Here is a 3378-nt window from a genome sequence, read left to right as displayed (position 1 = left end):
CTCCTGAAATGCAGCGCTGCATCCGGCGTTATGACCCAGATGGGAAGTTCATTTTATTCTCGGCAATAATTGAACCGGATTCGGTGAAGCCAAAGAAGACCAAATGAACTTGTCTTTCCCGCGAAATAGAGGAATTCAGCTCCTCGCCTGCACTTCGAAGTAGACATTGAGGCCCGACGGATTGAGCGGCACAACCCGAACGATTGTGTGTGAGACGCCGCCAATCAACAGCTTATCCGTGGTGACAGGAACGATCGCCAACCTTTTGGCCGCAATATAGACTTTCTTGTCTGTTGCTTTGATTGGTGTGCCGTCGATATCCTTGTTGTCAAACCGAAGGACCGCCATGGTGCAGGCGTATGGCGTCTGTACAGGTTCACCCGGATCATAGACCGGACGACCGCCCGGTATTTCGCGTACAATCTCTCCAGCCGCCCCCAACTTGTCGAGAAGACGAAGTGCGGTGGCTTGCGCGCGGGGATAGTTAAACGCCGTCACGTTTGCTTCCTGCGCACGTGCCTGCGCCAACTGCGGAAATCTTCGGGCGCGCACTATTCTTAGGTGCCATCAGTAGCCCCTTATTTCCTTCAACGCATCCTTGGCGTAGTTGCCGATGAAACTCTCATTCTCTATTGCCACTAACGCGGGAATCGCAGCCTTGGCCTCAGGCCCGATCTTTCTCAAGGATTGCACGGCTTCCTCGCGGACACCGCCGTCTCCGAGCAGCATAACTAGGGCTGGTACGGCTTCCGATGCCGACGGTCCAAACCAACCCAAACGCTTTGCGGCAATCTGCCGGCTAATGGGATCGCCTCGCTTCAGTTCAGCTGTGAGGCTCGAAACGGTCACGTCCAACGGCAGGGCGGCAGCACGGACACCATCAAGCAAGCGCTCCCGCACCGTTTTGTATTCAGGTGTCCATCGAATGGGGAACTGATAATCGCGCGCCAGGTTTTCGAGAGCGGCCTGATCTGTTACTGGCCGCCAAGTGAGGAGCTTCCGCCTTGCCTCATCCCGGCGACCGAGGTTTGCAAGAACGGATGCGAACGGCGGCAGGAGTGCGGTTGCGTTCGGGTTCTGCTTGACCCCTTTGTCGAAGACCTCCGCCGCCTGCTCCAGATCGTTCGCTGCAAATAGCGCAACCCCGTGGGCAAGAACATAATGGCTTGGGAAGTTCGGATTGAGGCGAAGGGCTCTCTGGACGAAATACAGGGCCTGACTCGGCTTTCCTGAAGTTGTCAAGGCCCAAGCCATGGCGATTTGCGCTTCAGGATCGTTAGGGTCGAGTTCAATCGCCCGGCCGGCTTCGCGGCGTGCATCTTCTGCCCGACCAAAATACAGATAGACCATCGCGTCGGCCGTATATGCGAGAGCCGTAGGATATCTCCTGGCTTTTTGCAGGTAGGTCCAACCGTAATACCCAGCTATTTGCTGACGTACGCCGAATTCCTGGTTCCAACCCCATTCAGAGACTTTGAAGCGGACCTCCTGGTCCCAAGCGTAGTCTTGGACTCCGAAGTAGACCAAAGCGAGCGCGGCATAGGCGCGTCCATACTCGGGATCGAGTTCAATTGCTCTCTTTAGCGGCGCGACGGCCGCTGCATTGTCCTTTGCATTGAAACGAAGATAAAGACTCCAACCCTCGTCGAATGCCTCTTTCGCTGGGAGGCTGCCTGTCTTGCCGCGGGCGATCTCCGTTCTCTCGTTTCCCGTGAGATTGACTTTCAGCGCCTCGACAATCTTGGTGACGAATGCGTCCTGAACGCCGAAAACGTCGGCAACATTGCCGTCAAAGCGGTCGGCCCACACATGGCCTCCCGTGAGCGCGTCAACCAGCTGGGCATTGACGCGGAGCCGATCTCCCGCACGTTGAACGCTGCCCTCCAGAACGTATCGCACACCCAGCTCCTCAGCGACCTGGCTGGTCGTCACTGGCTTGCCCTGATATGCGAATGTCGAGTTTCGGGCGACGACGAACAGACCGGAAATCTTGGACAGATCGGTGATCAAGCTGTCTGTCATTCCGTCGATAAAATGCTGCGGCCCCGCATCGCCGGACATGTTGGTGAATGGCATGACTGCAATGGACGGCCTGTCGGGCAAAGGGAATTCCATCCGTGCCCTTGAGGCCAACTCAACAGGCGGCGCGCGGGAGCTGCTCCAGAAAACCACGCTTCCGAGTGTCAGCACCAGAGCTGCTGCGGCGATCGAGAGCCAGAACCATGGACGATAGGGCTTGCGCCGTGTCCAGGCGGCCGTGGTTCGGGGATGATCGCCAAGGCGAATTCGATAGAGGCGAACGGGCTTTTCGATGTTCTTGACTTGCTGCTCACCGACAAAATCGAACCCGTAGTCCAGCTTTCTCTCGACTTGATCGTACGCCGTCCCTGAAATCAGGATGCCTCCCGGTTCGGCTAATCCTTCGAGTCTTGCCGCGACATTCACGCCGTCGCCATAGATATCCTGTCCTTCGACGATGATGTCACCAAGGTTGACACCGATGCGAAACTCGAGCCGTTTGTCAGCGGGTAGGTCCTCATTGCACTCGGCCATCGTTTGCTGGATTTCGACGGCGCATCTTACCGCGTCCACCACACTGGGAAACTCGATCAGTGCGCCATCGCCCATGAGCTTGACCACCCGGCCATTGTGGGCGGCAATTTTCGGGTCGATCATGTTCTCGCGGGTGCTTCCTAACCGCATTACGGTATCCGCCTCATTGATCTCCATGAGGCGACTGTAGCCAACGACATCAGCGGCCAGAATTGCCGCGAGCTTCCGCTGCATGAGATGCTTCCGGTGCAGAACAGCGTCTGTGCAATTATAGGATAGTTAACGGTCGCATCCCAGTCTGCTGTGGAGTGGAAAGTCGTCATTCACTCCAGCCAGGTGAATAACACAGTTGAACGCATCAACGATGTCAGCATCAAGCCGATGCTCGGGCTTCAATCCTATCGAGATGGCCTTCTCGAAGCTCAAGGCCTTGCTCAGAAAAGTAGCCGACCGGACCATCGACGAACTGTGATCTGTCATCGCCGACTGCCTCCGCGCCGCCCTCAGCCCAGACGAGTGCCGACACTATTCCGAGGCCGCCGGAGATAACCCGGAGTAAATCGAATCTGCTCTTTGCGCATCGACCGCCGCAAGGATGCATGACCGCTTGATGATAACCGCGTCATCGTCCGTAAGCGGCTCGCCCAGATAGGTGTGCCGGGACTCTTCCTCATCCTCTTGCCGCTTGGCCTCGATGACCTTGAGGATGGTTGCGGATAGAAAGGGATTGTCGACGTAGTTGATCTGCTTTTTGATCGTGTCCGGCAGCGTGTTCGATATGAACCGGCGATAGACGAAATCCCTAACCAGCCGCGGATTGAAGAT

Annotated in this window: 3 protein-coding genes and 1 pseudogene; 1 reads left to right on the top strand and 3 read right to left on the bottom strand. The window is 56.7% G+C overall.

Features of this window, described 5'->3' with window-relative positions; translation table 11 throughout:
• Window positions 1–135: 135 nt before the first annotated feature.
• Window positions 136–498: a hypothetical protein gene (locus tag AAAC48_RS17960; protein WP_340655492.1), complete on the bottom strand. Its 363-nt coding sequence runs from the start codon at window positions 496–498 to the stop codon at window positions 136–138.
• Between the two features lie 69 nt (window positions 499–567).
• A complete protein-coding gene (locus AAAC48_RS17955) occupies window positions 568–2787 on the bottom strand; it encodes an adenylate/guanylate cyclase domain-containing protein (RefSeq protein WP_340655491.1) in 2220 nt (739 codons plus the stop codon).
• Window positions 2788–2944: 157 nt separating this feature from the next.
• Between AAAC48_RS17955 and AAAC48_RS17950 the strand changes: the two are divergent.
• Window positions 2945–3112: pseudogene (locus tag AAAC48_RS17950) on the top strand (IS630 family transposase); the annotation flags it as partial.
• On the opposite strand, the gene AAAC48_RS17945 reads toward AAAC48_RS17950, so the two are convergent.
• The coding region (locus tag AAAC48_RS17945; RefSeq protein WP_340655490.1) for a phage terminase large subunit at window positions 3079–3378 on the bottom strand (300 nt) is incomplete at its 5' end. The pseudogene AAAC48_RS17950 and the gene AAAC48_RS17945 sit on opposite strands and share 34 nt — an antisense overlap.

The organism is Phyllobacterium sp. (assembly GCF_037994405.1).
In the GTDB taxonomy this organism is placed as follows: domain Bacteria; phylum Pseudomonadota; class Alphaproteobacteria; order Rhizobiales; family Rhizobiaceae; genus Phyllobacterium.
This window is presented reverse-complemented; position numbering and strand designations above follow the sequence as displayed.

Excerpts from the sequence above, each read along its gene's own strand:
- AAAC48_RS17955 (WP_340655491.1), bottom strand. The coding sequence starts at position 2,787 with ATGCAGCGGAAGCTCGCGGCAATTCTGGCCGCTGATGTCGTTGGCTAC.